This is a genomic window from Nostoc sp. DedVER02, from assembly GCF_034530675.2.
Taxonomy (GTDB): domain Bacteria; phylum Cyanobacteriota; class Cyanobacteriia; order Cyanobacteriales; family Nostocaceae; genus Nostoc.
Genome location: NZ_JAVRCP020000016.1, coordinates 20,120 through 38,184, shown reverse-complemented (window position 1 = coordinate 38,184; position 18,065 = coordinate 20,120). Strand labels below are relative to the sequence as shown.

15 protein-coding genes and 1 tRNA gene are annotated in these 18,065 nt (G+C 41.6%); 12 read left to right on the top strand and 4 right to left on the bottom strand.

The window, feature by feature from the left end:
* The first annotated feature begins 345 nt into the window (after positions 1-345).
* The 4 genes from infB to RMZ41_RS17385 all read left to right on the top strand — a co-directional run bounded on the left by infB (position 346) and on the right by RMZ41_RS17385 (position 6,903).
* Positions 346-3,501, top strand: coding sequence for a translation initiation factor IF-2 (gene infB / locus RMZ41_RS17400; RefSeq protein WP_322643730.1), 3,156 nt, complete (start codon positions 346-348; stop codon positions 3,499-3,501).
* Positions 3,502-3,604: 103 nt separating this feature from the next.
* Complete coding sequence (locus RMZ41_RS17395; protein ID WP_322643729.1) at positions 3,605-4,225, top strand: low-complexity tail membrane protein; 621 nt, start codon at positions 3,605-3,607, stop codon at positions 4,223-4,225.
* 169 nt (positions 4,226-4,394) lie between these two features.
* Positions 4,395-4,592: a hypothetical protein gene (locus tag RMZ41_RS17390; protein WP_012412012.1), complete on the top strand. Its 198-nt coding sequence runs from the start codon at positions 4,395-4,397 to the stop codon at positions 4,590-4,592.
* Positions 4,593-5,208: 616 nt separating this feature from the next.
* The gene (locus RMZ41_RS17385; RefSeq protein ID WP_322643728.1) at positions 5,209-6,903 is read left to right on the top strand and encodes a DUF1565 domain-containing protein; all 1,695 of its coding nucleotides are present in this window, start codon (positions 5,209-5,211) and stop codon (positions 6,901-6,903) included.
* A 319-nt stretch (positions 6,904-7,222) separates the two neighbouring features.
* Here RMZ41_RS17385 and RMZ41_RS17380 read toward each other — a convergent pair whose 3' ends face one another.
* A complete protein-coding gene (locus RMZ41_RS17380) occupies positions 7,223-7,516 on the bottom strand; it encodes a DUF3493 domain-containing protein (RefSeq protein ID WP_322643727.1) in 294 nt (97 codons plus the stop codon).
* 33 nt (positions 7,517-7,549) lie between these two features.
* Here RMZ41_RS17380 and RMZ41_RS17375 point away from each other — a divergent pair.
* Positions 7,550-7,621, top strand: a tRNA-Thr gene (locus RMZ41_RS17375).
* Between the two features lie 897 nt (positions 7,622-8,518).
* Here the strand turns inward: RMZ41_RS17375 and RMZ41_RS17370 are convergent.
* Positions 8,519-8,767 (bottom strand): hypothetical protein, encoded by a 249-nt coding sequence (locus tag RMZ41_RS17370; protein WP_409875504.1) that lies wholly within the window; start codon positions 8,765-8,767, stop codon positions 8,519-8,521.
* A 387-nt stretch (positions 8,768-9,154) separates the two neighbouring features.
* Entirely contained in the window at positions 9,155-11,074 is a 1,920-nt protein-coding gene (gene cas12k / locus RMZ41_RS17365; protein ID WP_322643726.1) for a type V CRISPR-associated protein Cas12k, read from the bottom strand.
* 81 nt (positions 11,075-11,155) lie between these two features.
* On the opposite strand from cas12k, the gene RMZ41_RS17360 reads away from it, so the two are divergent.
* Genes RMZ41_RS17360 through RMZ41_RS17335 form a run of 6 tightly spaced genes read left to right on the top strand, consistent with a single transcriptional unit; the run spans position 11,156 to position 17,491 of the window.
* A complete protein-coding gene (locus RMZ41_RS17360) occupies positions 11,156-11,608 on the top strand; it encodes a MerR family transcriptional regulator (RefSeq protein ID WP_322643725.1) in 453 nt (150 codons plus the stop codon).
* A 56-nt stretch (positions 11,609-11,664) separates the two neighbouring features.
* Positions 11,665-11,799 (top strand): DUF86 domain-containing protein, encoded by a 135-nt coding sequence (locus RMZ41_RS17355; RefSeq protein WP_409875541.1) that lies wholly within the window; start codon positions 11,665-11,667, stop codon positions 11,797-11,799.
* A gap of 53 nt (positions 11,800-11,852) precedes the next feature.
* Complete coding sequence (locus RMZ41_RS17350; protein WP_322643724.1) at positions 11,853-13,640, top strand: restriction endonuclease subunit S; 1,788 nt, start codon at positions 11,853-11,855, stop codon at positions 13,638-13,640.
* Complete coding sequence (locus RMZ41_RS17345) at positions 13,630-15,174, top strand: AAA family ATPase (protein WP_322643723.1); 1,545 nt, start codon at positions 13,630-13,632, stop codon at positions 15,172-15,174. Before RMZ41_RS17350 ends, RMZ41_RS17345 begins: the two co-directional genes overlap by 11 nt.
* 50 nt (positions 15,175-15,224) lie before the next feature.
* On the top strand, positions 15,225-15,992 hold the full coding sequence (locus RMZ41_RS17340; protein ID WP_322643722.1) for a hypothetical protein: 768 nt from the start codon (positions 15,225-15,227) through the stop codon (positions 15,990-15,992).
* A complete protein-coding gene (locus tag RMZ41_RS17335) occupies positions 15,959-17,491 on the top strand; it encodes a class I SAM-dependent DNA methyltransferase (protein WP_322734348.1) in 1,533 nt (510 codons plus the stop codon). The genes RMZ41_RS17340 and RMZ41_RS17335 overlap by 34 nt, the downstream gene beginning before the upstream one ends.
* Here the strand turns inward: RMZ41_RS17335 and RMZ41_RS17330 are convergent.
* Positions 17,438-17,659 carry a hypothetical protein gene (locus tag RMZ41_RS17330; protein WP_322643720.1) on the bottom strand — a complete coding sequence of 74 codons (222 nt, stop codon included), beginning with the start codon at positions 17,657-17,659 and terminating at the stop codon, positions 17,438-17,440. The two genes, RMZ41_RS17335 and RMZ41_RS17330, sit on opposite strands and share 54 nt — an antisense overlap.
* A 172-nt stretch (positions 17,660-17,831) precedes the next feature.
* On the opposite strand from RMZ41_RS17330, the gene RMZ41_RS17325 reads away from it, so the two are divergent.
* Positions 17,832-18,011: a hypothetical protein gene (locus RMZ41_RS17325; protein WP_409875500.1), complete on the top strand. Its 180-nt coding sequence runs from the start codon at positions 17,832-17,834 to the stop codon at positions 18,009-18,011.
* Positions 18,012-18,065: the final 54 nt, after the last annotated feature.

The window sequence follows — 18,065 nt, the reverse complement described above, 5'->3', positions numbered from 1 at the left end:
ATTAAGAGAGGCGAGGCAAGATTCCCAGAACAAGATGTAATCAATTGTGTTGTGGAAGATTCAGAATCAACAAAACAAGAAACTACAAAATGGCAACCTGGTAGCGCTCAGGCGCAGTTCGGCATCAGGGGTTCCTATAAAAATCTTTTATTTAAAAAATTTTTATGGGTGTCCTTCAACCATCATTACTAGTGGGGATGCCATTATTAAACCGAAACATCTCTCTTTCCTGATTGGAGGCACCGGCAAAAACTGAACGGCAGTCTAAAAACAGTAATCCAAGGATGGAGATGTCGCAAACCAGGCAACCATCCGCTAAAACTGTAAATTAAAGGGGAAGAGTGGATGACCAACGGCAAAGTTAGAATCTATGAATTATCAAAGGAATTGAATTTGGATAACAAAGGGCTATTAGCAATTTGCGAGCAGCTCAACATATCGGTCAAAAGTCATAGCAGCACGATTTCAGAATCCGAGGCAGAAAACATCCGGGCGGCAGCAGAAAAGCTTGCAACTACGAATGTGTCAGCCAAAAAGGAACTAGGTACAACCAGCCATAAGCCAAATTCACCACCCAACGGCGGACGTAACCGACCTGCTGCACCCCACAAACAGCAAATTTTGGAAATACGCAAACCCACAATATTGAGAAATACTACCTCCAACGCCCCAGAGGCGTCAGTTGCCAACAATACCCAAGCTGCCTTGTCTGAAGCTAATCCTCCCTCACCTCCACGGCCTTTTGCTACACCAGTCTCACCCATGAAGCCGGCGGCACCAACTCGACCTGTACCCCGGACTCAATCTGAGACTCAAGAGCAACCTCCTGTCACTAACTCGGAACAAACGCCTAATCAAAATCAGGCACCGGAAAAAATAGCATCCCAAAAACCGGAAAAAGTAGTTCCACCCAGACCGAAATCGGAAAAACCTCAAAAACCACAATTAGTTGCTCCTCCGTCAAGACCGGCGGCTGAAGCTGCCGAGGTGCTAGATGAGCAGGTGTCTCAAGCAGATAAACCAATTCTCAAACGCGACCAACGGGTAAAACCTGTTGAAGGCGATCGCGAACAAGTCAAGCCGAGAGTTGCAAAACTGCCAACCGATCAGTCTCCACCATCTGCACCACAAAGACAGACTCGACCCACTCCTGCACCCACCAGACCAGAGCAGAGGGGCAATAGACCATCAGCACCATCACAACTAGGAGACGGGCAAAGACCCAGACCGGCGCGTCCTGGTGAGTCTGTAGCAGCCGCAATGCCGATCGCTACTCCACCCAGACAGATGTCAGGAATAGCGGGCAAATCTCAAGGACTAGGTGATGAACCAGTCACACCCGATCTCCTTGATTTGAAACGCCCAAGTCCACCTCGCCCGACCAAAGGCGGCAAGAAGTGGGTAGAAGAGGAAATAATCGACGAAGTTAAAGAGAAGGCGAAAGCTGGCGTTAAAGGCAAGCGGATAAAGCCGATACTGGACGATGAATTTGAAGAAGATTTGCTGGATGACGACGATATCGACTCACCAGCTACCGTCCAAGTCAGCCTTTCCATTGCCCGTCCCCCCAAACCAAAAGCGACTAAACCTGTACAGATGCCAGGTGCAACCCTTGCTAGCGCCCCAACCGCTAGAGGAAGTAGAAAGCCTGGTTCTAAATCTGGTTCTGGGCGTGACAATCACAATAATCGTCGCCAACAAGAAGCCGATCCAAAGCGCGATCGCCCCGAAAAGGTAACAATCACAGGCCCGTTGACTGTGCAAGAACTGGCTGACGTTTTAGCCGTTCCCGATACAGAGATTGTGAAAATCCTGTTCCTCAAAGGGATGGCGGTGAGTATCACTCAAAATCTGGATATTCCCACAATTACCCTGGTAGGAAAAGAACTAGAAATAGAAGTCGAAACCGTAGAGCGAGAAGCAGAAGCTCGGAAAATTACGGAAATGGTCGGCGTAGAAGACCTAGAATATCTCCACCGCCGTCCGCCAGTCGTGACAATTATGGGTCACGTAGACCACGGTAAAACAACCCTGCTCGACTCAATTCGTAAAACAAAGGTGGCTGCCGGCGAAGCTGGTGGGATCACTCAGCACATCGGTGCATATCATGTGGATGTCGAACATGAGGGCAAACCCCAGCAGATAGTCTTCCTAGATACTCCTGGTCACGAAGCCTTTACAGCAATGCGGGCTAGAGGCGCTAGGGTAACAGACATCGCGGTGTTAGTAGTAGCTGCTGATGATGGTGTCCGTCCTCAAACCATTGAAGCCGTTAGCCACGCCCAAGCTGCGGGAGTGCCAATTGTTGTTGCAATCAACAAAATTGACAAAGAAGGGGCACAGCCAGAGCGGGTTAAACAAGAACTCACTCAGTATGGTCTGACCGCAGAAGATTGGGGTGGTGAGACAATTATGGTTCCCGTGAGCGCAATCCGAGGTGAAAACCTGGATACGCTCTTAGAGATGATTCTCTTAGTAGCAGAGGTTGCAGAACTATCTGCCAACCCAGATCGTACCGCGAAAGGAACCGTAATTGAAGCGCATCTGGATAAAGCCAAGGGAGCAGTTGCTACCTTACTAATTCAGAATGGTACCCTGCACGTGGGAGATATCTTAGTAGCTGGCTCGGCCTTCGGTAAAGTCCGGGCAATGGTAGATGACAGAGGCAAGAGAGTAGATATTGCTTCTCCTTCGTTTGCTGTCGAGGTATTAGGTTTAAGTGATGTGCCAGCAGCAGGCGACGAGTTCGAGGTCTTCCAGAACGAAAAAGAAGCCAGAGCCCTCGCTAGCGATCGCGCAGACAAACAACGCCTATCCCGCCTATTACAAGGTCGTGTTACCCTCACAACCCTATCGGCTCAAGCCCAAGAAGGCGAGTTGAAAGAACTCAACTTGATCTTGAAGGGAGACGTACAAGGTTCTGTAGAAGCCATTGTGGGAGCGCTCAAGCAAATTCCACAAAACGAAGTCCAAATTCGGATGCTCTTGGCTACTGCTGGGGAAATCACCGAGACAGATATCGACTTAGCAGCTGCCAGTAACGCTGTAATTATTGGCTTCAACACCACCTTTGCCAGTGGCGCTAGACAAGCGGCCGATGAAGCAGGTGTCGATGTCCGAGAATACAACGTCATCTACAAACTCCTAGAAGATATCCAAGATGCCTTGGAAGGTCTTTTGGAACCAGAGTTGGTAGAAGAACCCTTGGGTCAAACCGAAGTTCGTGCCGTCTTCCCAGTCGGTCGCGGTGCTGTTGCTGGTTGCTACGTTCAATCTGGCAAGCTAGTTCGCAACTGCAAAGTCAGGGTGCGACGTGGCGGTAAGGTGATTTATGAAGGCGTTCTTGACTCCCTAAAACGGATGAAAGAAGATGCTCGTGAAGTCAACGCTGGTTATGAATGCGGTGTCGGCATAGATAAATTCAATGATTGGGTTGAAGGTGACATCATCGAATCCTATCAGATGGTTACGAAGCGCCGCACTCTCACCTTAACGAGATAGTGTTAAGGGTAAAATGGTTAGAAGTTAGGAGTCATAAATTAGGAGTTAGGAGTTAAAAACTGCTAATTCTTAACTCCTAATTCTTAACTCATAACTTTTTATTATGCATTCATTTCGCTCTGAACCTATTTTGTGGATTCACGTCGCTGGATTAGCGACCTTGCCTGTTTTTTTAGTTCTCTGTTTATTGTTTTTGTCTGTAGGCGAACCGTTTTTGCCAGTCTGGATGGAGCTATCTTTAGTTGCTGCAATTGGTATTCTTCCCCTGCTATGGATGCAGTTACGTCGCCCTTTTTATATATTTGCTCTTTTAGGAATAGCCCTAAAGCCAGAAAATCTGACTGAGAGGCAGCGAAAAATTCTCTGTTTAATTAATACAAAGTTAAATCGTATCCTGGCATTAGTGGCAGCAGTATTATCGGTTTGGGTGCTGTGGCATCTCTACCAAATTGCTCCATCAGTAGCTAATTCAGCAAAATTTCTTCCCCAATGGCGCAGCGTTGCACTAGTGCTTGCAGGGTTAGCTTTTTTGGGTAGTAATCTATTTTTACAAATACCTGTGAGTGTAATGCGAGTTTTAGTGACTAATGACACAGAATTCGCTGGCATAGAGCCATTATCTTTAGAAAAGATTAAGCAGGATTTTACCATTTTAGGGGTGCGGGTTAATCAGATCGTCCCCCGATTATTGCAATCCTTGTTTAGGATTAATACAGATTCATAACAGCCCGGAAAGTAATATTACTTACTTTACAAGGCTAGAAATAAGCAGTAAGGGAAGCAGGAGAGGCAGAGTGGGCAGGGGGACAAGGAGAATAACTATATTCCAATCCCCAATCCCCAATCCCCAATCCCCAGTTACCCTTGAAGTTAAAACAAAGGAATGAGGAACTATGGCTCAAATTCCAGCTTCTAGCGATCGCCAATTTTCTGCTGACACTGAAATTTGGTATAGCCTCAAATGTGCAATCTCCACTAGTTCAGGTTTTCAACGCTGGCAACTAGAACGTGATGCTCAATTACACGGAATTCGTTTGGAACAGCAAGTACAACGGTATTTGAGAGAAACTTTAGAAACTTTAGCTTACTAAAAATTAAGTAAATCTTCTAAGTTTGTTTGTAAGCGGCGGAGTTGACGGTATACATTCTCCAAGCGTTTGCCATCAACTTCCACTTCATTTGTAGGATAATTTTCAATCATTTAAATTAGCGATACCCGCCCGTCTTGACTTGCAGAAAGTACCAAAGCAGATCGCAAAGCCTGTCTGCTTTCCGAGACGGCGTATAAATAATCTAAATAATCTCATCTAACTCTGGCTTCGCTCCTGACTCCTGAATTCTGTTTTGATAAACCATTCAGTAAGCAAAATAAGCGCTTAGACAAGCCAGCGAGAGACTTGTTGATAGACATCGCTTCACGCAAAATCTAGTACGGCTCGTTTCAAAGCCAACTATCATCCCAATTAACAAGACTTGGGGTAAAATCCCATTGTTAAAAGGAGGCAAACTTCGGCTAAAGTGTACTAGGAGAATTTTCTGAATAAAAGAATATAACTAATGTATAAGTTCTGTAATCTATCTAAGGAATTTAGCTGAATCAGCACTAATCATCCAGTATAGTTTGGCATGGGTTTTACAGCAGCTACAAGGCTGCTTGCTACCTTCAACTTTGTTTGACCATAATTCAGCACATCACAGACGGAAAAAATGAAATATCGGGGTTTTCACATTACTCTTGCGAAAAATTTTCGCCTTCTTTCTAGCAGTCATCTCAGATATACTTTACACGTGGGAGCCGGACTAACGGCAATGCTTGCTGTTTACTGTGGTTCGATATTACTACCGGGTGCGGTTAATGCTGGCGCAACTCATCAAGAAGGTATCGCTCCAACTCTGACAGCGCAAGTTCCGACAACCGCCGCAGCGATTTACGTTAATCCCGCCACTGGTGCAGATAGTGCTGGTCGTGGTACAACCTCAGCTGCACCCTACAAAAGCATCAGTTTCGCTCTCAGCCAAGCCCAAACAGGTGCAGTTATTCAATTAGCACCTGGAAACTATAACCAAGAAAGCGGCGAAACTTTTCCATTGTTGCTTAAACCAGGGGTAACACTGCAAGGTGATGAAGCTACTAAAGGTCAGGGAATATTAATTACAGGTGGGGGTTTCTACACTAGTCGTACCTTTGCCAGACAGGATATTACCATCCTTGCCGAACAAAACACCACAATTACCGGTGTCACCGTCACGAACCCAAATAGCCGGGGTACGGGGGTGTGGGTGGAGTCAACTAATCCGATTATCAAGAACAATACTTTTACTAACAGTGTCAGAGAAGGTGTTTTTGTCACGGGTACAGGCAATCCCACAGTTGAAAGTAATCTCTTTGTGCAAAACAAAGGCAATGGGATTTCAATTGCTAGAGCTGCCCAAGGAGAAATTCGGAATAACTTATTTCAAGATACTGGTTTTGGTTTAGCGATCGGTGGCACTTCCACACCCCTAGTTGTGGAAAACCAAATCGTTCAAAACCAAGATGGTCTTTTTATCTCAGAGTCTGCCAAGCCCGTATTGCGTAAGAATGTCATTCAGAACAATAAACGGGATGGAGTAGTAGCGACTGTTAATGCTTTACCCGACCTTGGTAGCAACGAAAATCCTGGTGGCAATCTGATTCGCAATAACACTCGTTATGATGTGAACAATGCCACCAAAACTGGTCAAATTGTCGCTATTGGCAACGATATCGATCAGAAAAAGATTTTCGGCTCAGTAAATTTCGTTGCTGCATCTGTTGATGTACCACCTGGAGGGCCTGTTGCATTTAAAGATGTGCCAGCAAATTACTGGGCAAAAACCTACATCGAAGCTTTAGCTTCTCAAAATATTATTGCTGGCTTTCCTGATGGCAGCTTTAAACCCAATGAACCTGTAACCCGCGCTCAGTTTGCCACTATTGTTACTAAAGCCTTAACACCACCTGTTAAACGCGCAGGAACTAAATTTAAAGATGTAGCAACCAATTTTTGGGCTTACGCTGCAATTCAATCTGCTTACCAGAGTCAATTTGTTTCTGGTTATCCCGATGGTACTTTTAAACCACAACAGCAAATTCCTAGAGTACAGGCATTAGTGGCTTTAGCTAATGGTTTGGGCTTAACTGCGAGTAATCAGAATGTCCTTTCTTTTTACACTGATGCTGCTCAGATTCCTAATTATGCGATCGCTCCTGTTGCTGCGGCAACTGCACGCCAATTAGTAATCAACTATCCCACAGCAAAACAACTCAATCCTAATCGTGAAGCGACTAGAGCCGAAGTTGCTGCATTTGTTTACCAGGCACTCGTCAATGCTGGACGTGCCCAAGCAATTCCTTCATCTTATTTGGTAACAGTTCAGTAAATACTTAGTTAGCAAATTGAAAGCGCCAGACTAATAATTTGTTAGTCCGGCGCTTCCAATTTATGTGAGTTTTTTAAACATAAAATTTGGGGTCTTTAAATATAGCTGACCCCATTTGAATGTGATTACGTTTATAGTCAGGGTCTTTATATTGACTGACCCCGTTGCAACGATTTCTAGTTTCTCAGAAATTTTTGCTTTTTGAGATTTCCTAATAATTTTTTTATTTTTTCCCTGTCTATATTTTAATCTTCATAAAAACATTTATCAATATATAGAAATAAAGCAGTAAAAAAGTCAACAGCTAAAATTTCTCCCTTCAAGAATTAGAACTTTTGCCCGATTGGGTGCTTCGTTGCCGACGCTGTTCCCAGCGCCAGAGGAAAACCATTAGGGCAACTATTCCTACTTGGAGAGCCAAACTAGGCAAAGCGCTCTCAACATCGCGTCCGGCAAGGACTTGGAAAAAAAACACGAATGCACCAATGGAGCCAGAAGCACCAAAAGCAATGTAGATAAATTGTCTTAAACCGCGATAAGGAGCAGCTATTTCTGCTTTCAGGCTGGCATATTGTTCAGAGTTGAGGCGATTTTTGCGATTTTGATCCACCATAATGAAATTATGTTATACTTGTAGATTGTGTAGGCCGATGTGGCTCAGTGGTAGAGCAGCTGATTCGTAATCAGCAGGCCGTGGGTTCAAATCCCATCATCGGCTTTGATAAAGGTATTCCTTAATAATAAAGTTTGACATAAATCAATGTTGTACAGTGACTAATTATTTGTCGTCGGTGACAGATTAATGTCGCTGTGACAAATTATTGTCATCACACCTAATAATTCGCTTCCATCTTTACTGGTGACAAGTTATTGTCATCTTTCGGAAAAGCAACAATTTATATTGAAGCTTAGATAGATTTAACCCCCATTATTACGCTTTTGAATTCAAAAAGCTTTTTTAAGTAGTCATACAAGTTGAAATTATATATTGTCATTGCGAGTGTAGCGTTCGCAAAGCGCCCTGTTCGCGTAGCGTCTCCGCCAGGAGAAGGGAAGCGAAACGAAGCAGTCGCAAGGGCATGGGATTGCTTTGCTTCTTTGGCAAAAATATTTTTCCATCCCAACTTGATAACTTGTATGGATAACTTCAGCTTAATGACCTTAGCTAAAAGCCGATGGTGGGATTTGCTTTCAACCCTCTCATTCTTGGTAATCAATTACAACATCAGCCAGATAAGGCAGTTTCATCTCAGGTTAATTTTCACCCACCATCGCTGTAGAAGGAGGGTTGCAACAAGTGAAACTCCCTAAATTTAATATTGAAACAGGTTCTTTCAAGCCTCTCATTGCTGGGAGGACGGTTGCAACTCATGGAGTTTAAAATAAACATCAACAAATATCATCTTTCAACCCTCCCATTGCTGGGAGGACGGTTGCAACGCTAGAGAATTGGGTGAGAGTACATTCGATTTCACTTCTTTCAACCCTCCCATTGCTGGGAGGACGGTTACAACCCATTACCTTGGGTGAAAATTTGCATGGGTTTGCCTTTCAACCCTCCCATTGCTGGGAGGACGGTTGCAACTGAATACTTTCATAATTAACTAACTTTCAACTACTGCCTTTCAACCCTCCCATTGCTGGGAGGACGGTTGCAACGTTTTTTATTTTTGTGGTGCGCGATCACCACAAATCCTTTCAACCCTCCCATTGCTGGGAGGACGGTTGCAACCAGTTTTAATTGACCTGCCATTTGCTTATAAGTTACTTTCAACCCTCCCATTGCTGGGAGGACGGTTGCAACGGCTATCATCTCAAACCCTTGTACAGAAGGTTTTTCAGATATGGCTTGCCTGAAGCTCATCAAATAGCCTCCCAGGATGTAATTTTTGAATTGTCTACAAAAGAAATTTATGACTAAATTCCTTGTAGGATTAGGTTTTCAGGATTTGCGCGAACCAAGAGCGGAATTTTAACCTCTCTTTGGTGCGTCAAATAAAGAATTGGGGAGGGTTCCCCCTTGATCGGGGGTGATTCAGTAGCCACTACAGCAGTACATCCGCGCCCTTATTGCTGGGAGCGCACCTATCCTGTCCGAAGACAGCAGCATCAGGGTGAGCAGCTACTAGGGTCAGAAAGCAAGACTGTATTGCTACAGTCAAACTAACCCTCATTTAACACAGTTCAGAGGCTGCAAGCAGCATTAACTGCGGCGCTATTTATTATTTTATTGTCAAGGTTCAGATATTTGTCAACTTCGCCTAGCTAGGCGGAGATGGTAAGCAGAAAAGGCTAATTCTTTTGCTTTTTCATTGGGACTGCCGCGAATAGGTTGTTTTCCCCCTTCAATCATTATTTCTGCCTGAGCAGCTTTGCTTTGAATGCTTTGAATTAATCTGCCGTAGCTCCAGGAATGGACGTTAACTCGATACTGTTTGGCATATTTTTGCTGAACTTCTACGGAGCCAGGACATTTTGCTTCGGCTATAGCTTGAATTTCACTTTGGATAATCTCTCGCATATCCCCTAACTCAGGCAAAACGATACTGCCAGCTTTGTAAGTTTGAGCGATCGTAATAATTTCTTTAGCCAATAGTCTGTCTATATACTGCCCTAACTCAGATGCCCCAAATTGATTAGGAGAGAAGCTTTTCTGTGCCTTGTGGCGATCGTGGGATAACGATCGCTGTTGTCGTCTCTGGCGATTTAGGAGTTCGTAATTTTCACCTAGTAATTGCCTGATGCTACGGTAAGCTAAGACTTTGTTTGCGATCGCATCTACTACGGCGATCGTTGCAGGTTTTTCTAATCCCAGGCTGACTCCGACCAAAATGTGTGATTGACCTTGGTAAAGGAGTTTACTAGGGCGCTCAAAGGAATTATTAATTCGACTTAAAGTTGATTCTTTACGTTTAATAAAAGCTTGCTGTGTTTCACTGAGGTCACTTTTAGCCTTCATGTTGGTGATGAATTTGGTAATTTCATCAGTTTTTTCCTGGCGAACCTGTTCTGTTCCTTCAGCAGTCCAGAGGCGATTGTCAACACAGCAATAGAGAGTCAAGTGATTAAGATTCCAAGGTTCGCCTTTACCTTCACCTTCTTGCCAAGCTACACGACCATTTCTGAGGGTAAACAAACCACTAGAGTGCTGATTTTTGCTTTGGCGTTTAGTTTGTTGATCTTCTAAAAAGCGTTTAAACCAGTGCAGTTGACGACTATCGCAGTACACCTCAAAAGTTAAATCGCTTAAGCCATTGAAGTGAACACATAACCTACCTTTTTCGTTTGTTGACCAAACTAGGTCTTCGTTCGTTTCATAAACTAGAGGAAAAGGAACAGAACTAGATCGGCTTAAAAGAATATCCTGCCAGCGTTTGGCTTCAGCATTGTCTTCTGGAACAGTGGTTGTAGCAGTGAGCAGTGTCTCCAACCATCTACCATTAGTTAAATCTCGACCTTTGGGAATTCGACTTGTTAGCTTTTCGGTTAGCCTTTGAATTTGGATTTCTAGCTTACGACGGCGTTTAGCAAATTTTTCTGGATCTTCTTCTTTTTCATTGAGTTTGCAGCCATTTTTCAGCAAATAGCTGATGGCGCTACGACTGAGTATATCGTCGGTTTCTTGGTAAGTCTCAAATAATTTATGAGATAAGCTTCGATCGGGATTGGAAGCGGATGAGTTTTTGGATTTTTTAGTCTTTCTTCTTTTAGTTAAAGGAGCATTAGATTCAGATTCTGGCGTAGCCATTGCCAAAATTTCAGCAGCTTTGGTACGAATTACCTCTAAGCTAGAATCGCTCATTTCTACTAATTCAGTATCGCTGTTGAGCATTTCTAGCCAACGTGTTTTGCCATCTAGCTGTTGCTGTAGACGTTTCTGAATCACTAACAAAGATTTGTATATGTAATCTACAACATGAATTGCTGATAGATACAAGCGGCTGGGCTGACCTGTAAAGCTAGGGTCAGTTTTCAGGGGTTGGCAAAGTTGACTAACAAAAGTTGACGGCAGTTTGCCATTTTTTCGCCATTTCTCAAAATCTTGGTGTTTACTAAGCTGCTGAAGTAGTTCATTAATCAGGGGTGTGTTTAATTCTGCCATTAACTTCCAGAGTTTTTGGCGGGTAGATTCACTGGCAATTAGGCGACATTGAATAGTAATTTGGCTCATAAAAATAAAATATCATAAAAACACATTATGTTATACAAAAAAACAGTGTGTTTTAAGAAATGCTTCTATAGGATGATTCTTATGGAAGGAAAGTTCTACACAAGCACAGAAGCAGCAGAAATTACTCATTGCTCTCGCCGCCAGTTGCAGTATTGGCGGGAGAAGGGAGTTATAGTACCTACGGTTAACAGTACTGGCAAAGGTCGTAATGTTTACTACTCCAAAGCTGACCTGTTGGTGTTGACAGTAATGGAGCAGTTGCTGTCAATTGGGTTAAATTTTGAGGTTTGCCATGCAGCTTTGGAAACACTGCGCGAACAGGAACCTTGGTTATTTAATGAGTCTCTTCCCAAAGAAAAGATGAAGCGGCTAATGTTATTAACCACGCGATCGCCTGAAAAACCTTTGCAATTGGCAGAGTTTGACAAGCAAGTAGCGCTAGAAGCTCTTTGTCAGGGGCAGACTGTGATTCCTTTTTGGTGCGATCGCATTCATCAACGCTTGCGAGAGAATCTCAGAAGCTTTGAGCGGTAGAGGAGCGGCTACCGGATTCAGTGAGAAGCCAATATCCTGATATTCTCTGACGAGATATTACCGGAATGCGAGATAAACTGATTCATGATTATTTCAATACAGATATAAAATTTATCTGGAAAGCAGTTCAGGAGGATGTTCCTCAGTTAAAAATAATGATCTCTAAAGTTTTAGAAACCTCAGATAGGTAATTCCCGAGAAAAATAGCTACATTATTTAACTGTCAAAAAATATTCATTGTATAATGGCTCTTTCGTTAAAACCAATAGAAATAGTAGAAAAAAACGAATATCCTCTGTTGGTGAAAGCACCTCATTGGGAAAGAGTTTATTTGAAGGAAGTCGCTGAGGTTCAGAACGGTTTTGCTTTCAAATCTAATCTCTTTTCTAAAAATAAAGGAATTCCTCTTATTAGGATTCGGGATATCAATAACAAAAGTACTGAGAGCTATTACATAGGAGAATACGATGAAGAGTATCTAATTAATAAGGGTGATATTCTTATAGGAATGGATGGAGATTTTAATGCTGCTATTTGGAAAGGAGAACAAGGTCTTCTAAATCAACGTATTTGTAGGGTTAGATGTTTTTCGGCTCTATATTCTGATAAATTTCTCTTTTTATGTCTTCAACCCTATTTAGATGCAATTAATGCGGAAACTTCTTCTGTAACTGTCAAACACCTATCGTCGCAGACTGTTGAGGATATACCACTACCTCTTCCTCCTATTGAGGAACAAAACCGTATTGTTGCAAAAATTGAGGAACTTTTTTCTGAGCTTGATAAAGGTGTTGAATACCTAAAAACTGCTCAGGAGCAACTCAAGGTATATCGTCAGTCGGTGTTGAAATATGCTTTTGAAGGCAAACTTACTAAGCAGTGGCGCGAGGCTCATGTTGACCAATTAGAAACGGCTGATCGACTACTAGAGCGTATCCAGCAGGAGCGTGAAAACCTCTATCAACAGCAGCTAAATGAGTGGGAAGAGGCTGTTAAAACTTGGGAAGATAATGGCAAACAGGGTAAAAAGCCCAATCAGCCTAGAGCGCCTTTTGAAATCACACCTTTAACTGAAGAAGAACTGTTACAACTACCTCAGTTACCAGAAGGTTGGTGTTGGACTAGGGTAGATGCTTTAGGTGAAGTGCAGTTAGGACGGCAGCGTTCTCCTCAAAATCGTTCCAGAGATTATCCTACAAAATATATCAGAGCTGCAAACATAACGAAGGACGGTTTTGATTTAACTGATGTAATGGATATGGAATTTAAGCCACATGAGCTTGAACGATATCAACTAAAGTATGGTGATATTTTACTTTCAGAAGCTTCTGGAAGTCCTGATCAAGCTGGAAAACCAGCTTTATGGCGTGATCAGATTCCAAATTGCTGTTTCCAAAATACCGTTATTCGCTTCCAACCTATTTATTTATCAAGTGAGTATATGTTAAATGTCTTTAAACATTTCTATTTCAATAAAATTTTTTCAAAAATTGCTTCTGGAGTCGGAATAAATCATTTAAGTGCTAGTAAGTTTTCTGTTCTTCCAGTACCTCTAGCACCCCTTGAAGAACAACAGTATATCACCCCATTTATTGAATTAAATTTTTCTATTTATAATCAACTTGAAACAATCATAAACGAAACTCTTCAACAATCAAAACTCTTACGTAATAGCATTCTTAAAAATGCTTTTTATGGGCAGCTAGTACCACAAGATTCTAGAGATGAAAATGCAGCAGTGTTACTTGAGAAGATTAAAGAGAATAGAAGGCACCGAGAAGAAAACCAAGTTTATTTACCTAAAACCAGAAAAAAAACTGCCATGAAAAAAGATTTGTCCATTACTGAAGTATTACAAGAACTGCATGGTCTAGCAACAGCACAAGATGTTTGGCAGCGCTCCAAATATCATGAAAATATAGAAGAGTTTTATGCAGAACTCAAAGAGCAGATAAATAATGGTGCTGTTGAAGAGGCAAAAGAATTGAGAGAAGAAAGAAAATCTTATCTAAGACTAATAAATGAGAATTGATAAAGTCTACATAGAAAATTTCAAGAACCTGATCAACTTTGAGATTGATTTGGCAGAAGATTTTATGGAAACAGTACTTATTGGTCAGAATGCTACAGGGAAATCCAACTTGATTGAAGCATTAGTTTTGATATTTAAATATTTAGATATTGAGAGTACACCTAATTTCTCATACACAATTGAATATTTTTGTCGTGGATACAAAGTTAAAGTAGAGTTTGATACTAAACGTACTTTTTACATAGATGACACAAAAATTACAATTAAGGATTTTTACGAGCGAAGAAATGACTATTTACCCAAGTATGTATTCACATACTATTCAGGTCTTAGTAATAGGTTGGAGGAGCATTTCAATGATCACCAAAAGAGGTTCTACGATAAAATTATTAAATCTAATATTGATGCAGTAGAAATTGAAGACTTGCGTAAGCTCTTCTACGTTCGTCTAATTCATAGTTATTTTGTTCTTTTAGCCTTTTTCTCTTTTGAGGACGATGAATCCAGCCGATTTTTAAAGGATTATCTTGGCATTGAAGATATCGAAAGTATTTTATTCATTTTGAAAGATCCTGGATGGAAGGGTAATGATGACCCAAGATTTTGGGGTGCAACTGGTCTAGTTAAGGATTTTTTAGATAAAGTCTGGAATTATTCGATAGCCCCTATATATTACATTGGAAAGGATTACCCAGATTTTAGAAGTAAAGGAGTAGATCAACCAAGGCTTTGTCTCTATATCAGCGATAAAAATAAGCTTAAGGAAATCGCTAAGTTCTACACTAGTAATACTGAATTCTTTAAAGCGCTAGAAAGTACCTATATTTCTAATCTAATTCAAGAAATAAAGGTAAAAGTAAAAAAGCGTAATGTTCAGGGTGAATTAACTTTCAAGGAATTGAGTGAGGGTGAGCAGCAATTGCTTACAGTTTTGGGCTTATTAAAATTTACGAAAGATGAAGAATCTTTGATTTTATTAGATGAGCCAGATACTCATCTCAATCCTCTATGGAAATGGCAGTACTTAAAGTTATTAAAGGAGGTAGTTCAAAAACATGAAACGACGCAAATTATTTTGAATACTCACGACCCTTTAGTTATTGGGAGCATGACAAAAGAGCAAGTAAGAATTTTTACAAAAGATAAGGATACAGGAAGAACAGTTGTATTTGAACCCGAAACCGATCCCAAGGGTTTAGGTGTAGCTGGTATCTTAACTAGCGAGTTGTTTGGTCTCCCTACGACTTTAGATGAAGAAACACAAAAGACTTTAGATGATAAGCATAGATTAACTGCTAAGCAACAGCAAGGAAGGCTAAGTAGTGAAGAAAGGAAAGAATTGGATGAGGCTCTCCAGAAATTAGAGGGGTTAGGGTTTACAAGAACATTTAGAGATCCTCTTTACCAAAAGTTTGTAACTGCTTGGCATCAACAAGAAAGATTTCAAAAACCTTCCTTAACTCCAGAAGAGGTTAAAGAACAAAATGAGCTTGCTCTATCCCTTCTTAGAGAGATTATGGAGGAAGAACAGTGAGGCATATTCCACTGAAAGAGAATCCTCCTCCCAAGAGCTTAAAAAGGTGGATGGCTAAAGCAGAAGGCTTAACCCAAAGGCTTATTTCAGAAACCGATCCTGAAAAGCGAAAGGAAATTATTGAGAGCAATGGTGCAGTTTGGAGAAATAAGGCTCTCAAGAAATATCTAATGAATTTATCTCATGGTAAATGTTGGTATTCAGAAGCGAGAGAAGTTTATTCCCACTACCATGTAGATCATTTTAGACCTAAAAGTGAAGCTTTAGATTTAAATGGAATTGATCGAGGAGGATACTGGTGGCTTGCGTTTGACTGGGCAAATTATCGGATCTGTGGAAGTGTTGGTAACACAAAAAAGGGGGCAAGATTTTGTGTTCTCAAGCATAAGGCAAATTGCCACACAGATTTGTGTGAGGATGAGATTATTTATTATCTTGATCCTATAGATAAAGATGATCCTTTCAAACTTACTTTTGATAAAACTGGAACTGCCAAGCCTACATCGGATGATGAAAATGATTGGGATTACAAAAGAGCTAAGTACACAATTGAGAATTTAGACTTGAATTATGAACCTTTGAAAGAGGGAAGAAAGGATTTATGGGATACATGCGAATCCAAGCTTAATGAACTTCAGCGTTTAATGAAGGAATATAACCAAAATCCGTCTGCTTCAAGAAAGGGGCAACTTCAAACTAAGCTAGAAGATTTAAAGGATCTAACCAAGCCGAAATCTGAATTTTCTGCGGTTGCAATTGAATGCTTGTTGTCTTCAAATCTTAAATGGGCCCAGCAAGTAGCACTGGCAGCGGCTTAAAGCCATTAATTATGTTTAACTCTCAATCAATCGTTGCTAAAGTTTGGAATTTCTGTAATATCTTGCGTGATGCAGGAGTCAGCTATGGCGATTACCTGGAACAACTCACTTTCCTGATTTTTCTAAAAATGGCGGATGAATACGCCAAACCACCTCATAATCGTGATATAGGAATTCCAACTAAATACACCTGGCAGAGCCTAAAAAATAAACGTGGTGATCAGATCGAAGCTCACTACACCAAGCTGCTTCGTGAATTAGGCAAAAAGAAAGGAATGTTAGGCAAAATTTTCACTCAAGCTCAAAACAAAATTCAAGACCCAGCAATGTTATCTCGCGTTATTGACATGATCAATAACGAAACCTGGGTATCGATGAATGCCGATGTCAAAGGCGATATTTATGAAGGATTGCTAGAGAAAAATGCCGATGATACCAAATCTGGAGCAGGACAATACTTCACTCCTCGCGCATTGACCAAAGCAATAGTCGAATGCCTACGCCCTGAACCAGGCAAAACGATTGCTGATCCTGCTTGTGGTACAGGTGGCTTCTTTCTAGCTGCTCATAACTTCATTCATGAAAACTACGAACTGAACGAGTCTCAAGCACAATTCCTCAAGCATGAAACCTTTTATGGCAATGAAATTGTTCCCAGCACCTATCGCCTATGCTTGATGAATCTTTTCCTGCATGAGATTGGCGAGATCGACAAAGAACCAACTATCTCTCTTAGCGATGCCCTAGTAAAGCCGCCGATCCAACACTTTGACTATGTGCTGGCTAATCCTCCCTTTGGTAAGAAAAGCAGTATGACCTTCTCCAAAGAGGACAAAGAGCAAGGAGAGGATCTGGTTTACAATCGCCCAGATTTTGACGCAACAACCTCAAACAAGCAGCTTAATTTCGTCCAGCATATCAGGACAATGTTGAAGACCAGTGGAAAAGCAGCGATCATCGTACCTGATAATGTACTTTTTGAGGGGGGAGCAGGAGAAACAGTTCGTAAGTCTTTACTTCAAAAAATTAACCTTCACACTATCCTACGTCTACCTACTGGTATCTTTTACAAGTCAGGGCTAAAGGCAAACGTTATCTTTTTTGATAACAAACTTGAATCTGAAGCTCCTCAAACCCAAGAAATTTGGTACTACGATTTCCGTACCAATGTTCACTTTACCTTACGAAAAAATCCCTTGAAATACGGGGATATACAGGATTTTGTCAATTGCTACAACTCCAAATACCGTTCTAAGCATCCGTCAGTTTGGTCATCTAAAAAACCAGATGGACGTTGGCGTAAGTTTACCTACGATGAATTGGTTGCCAGAGACAAAACAAGCTTAGATATTTTTTGGTTAAGAGATGAAAGTCTATACGATCTGGATAATCCACCAGAACCCGATGTGCTAGCGGCAGAAATCATCGAAAATCTGGAAGCAGGCTTAAACAGCTTCAGAGAAATCTTGAATGGGCTTGGCTGTGAGGATGTGCAGTGAAATTCTCAGAGGTGGCAATCGCCATCTTTTAGCAACCCAACCGTTAATCAAGAAAAATACTTCACTCAAATAGCTTTCTGATACTCCCCCATCCCCCCAAAAAGCAACCGACAGCGATCGCAACATCCATCCTCCCACAATACAGGCATTTTCAAAGGTGCTTGACAATTGGGACACTTCGCTAAAATTTTGAGTTGATGGCAATCCCACTTCCATACAGATTTATATTGCCATTCAATCGCTTTGTGTCAAGGACAAACAGTGATTCCTTTCTGGTGCGATGTCTACGGCGCGTTACGCTAACGCATTCATCAACAATTGAAGGCAAATTCTGAAAGTTTTGGTAGCTGATTTGACATTGATTTTTACTCCACCGCTTGCTGAACAAAAACGCATTGTAGAGAAGTGTGATCGCCTGATGTCCCTCTGCGATACCCTAGTAGAAGCCAAATTGAAACAAGGGCGAGACAGCAGCGAGAAGCTAATGGAAGTCGCAGCAAAGCAGATATTAGCAAGTTAGCGCAATCTCCCAACTATTTCAAAGCCATCAAAATGCGATCGCTTTGTTAACAAA